Origin of the sequence: Paenalcaligenes hermetiae (assembly GCF_039543645.1) — a bacterium.
Taxonomy (GTDB): Bacteria; Pseudomonadota; Gammaproteobacteria; order Burkholderiales; family Burkholderiaceae_B; genus Paenalcaligenes; species Paenalcaligenes hermetiae.
The window spans coordinates 1-1098 of record NZ_BAABKD010000013.1 but is presented as its reverse complement, the minus strand read 5'-3'; the positions used below and the strand labels follow the sequence as shown (position 1 = coordinate 1098).

The window sequence follows — 1098 nt, the reverse complement described above, 5'->3', positions numbered from 1 at the left end:
AAAGTGGACGTATAGGGTGTGACGCCTGCCCGGTGCCGGAAGGTTAAGTGATGGGGTGCAAGCTCTTGATCGAAGCCCCGGTAAACGGCGGCCGTAACTATAACGGTCCTAAGGTAGCGAAATTCCTTGTCGGGTAAGTTCCGACCTGCACGAATGGCGTAACGATGGCCACACTGTCTCCTCCTGAGACTCAGCGAAGTTGACGTGGTTGTGAAGATGCAATCTACCCGCGGCTAGACGGAAAGACCCCATGAACCTTTACTGTAGCTTTGCATTGGATCGTGAACCGGCCTGTGTAGGATAGGTGGGAGGCACTGAAGCGTGGACGCCAGTCTGCGTGGAGCCATCCTTGAAATACCACCCTGGTCTGTTTATGGTTCTAACCTAGGTCCGTTATCCGGATCGGGGACCGTGCATGGTGGGCAGTTTGACTGGGGCGGTCTCCTCCTAAAGTGTAACGGAGGAGTTCGAAGGTACGCTAGAGACGGTCGGAAATCGTCTTGATAGTGCAATGGCATAAGCGTGCTTAACTGTGAGACTGACAAGTCGAACAGGTACGAAAGTAGGACATAGTGATCCGGTGGTTCTGTATGGAAGGGCCATCGCTCAACGGATAAAAGGTACTCTGGGGATAACAGGCTGATACCGCCCAAGAGTTCATATCGACGGCGGTGTTTGGCACCTCGATGTCGACTCATCTCATCCTGGGGCTGTAGCCGGTCCCAAGGGTATGGCTGTTCGCCATTTAAAGAGGTACGTGAGTTGGGTTTAAAACGTCGTGAGACAGTTTGGTCCCTATCTGCCGTGGGCGTTGGATACTTGACGGAGCCTGCTCCTAGTACGAGAGGACCGGAGTGGACGCACCTCTGGTGTATCGGTTGTCATGCCAATGGCATTGCCGAGTAGCTAAGTGCGGAAGAGATAACCGCTGAAGGCATCTAAGCGGGAAACTCGTCTGAAGATTAGGTATCCCGGGGGCTTGACCCCCCTGAAGGGTCGTTCGAGACCAGGACGTTGATAGGCTGGGTGTGGAAGTGCAGCAATGCATGAAGCTAACCAGTACTAATTGCCCGTGCGGCTTGATCCTATAACCTTTTA

1 rRNA gene is annotated in these 1098 nt (G+C 53.6%); it reads left to right on the top strand.

Going from position 1 to position 1098, the window contains the following annotated elements:
- Positions 1-1087 (top strand): 23S ribosomal RNA (locus ABD980_RS11165); the annotation flags it as partial.
- Positions 1088-1098: the final 11 nt, after the last annotated feature.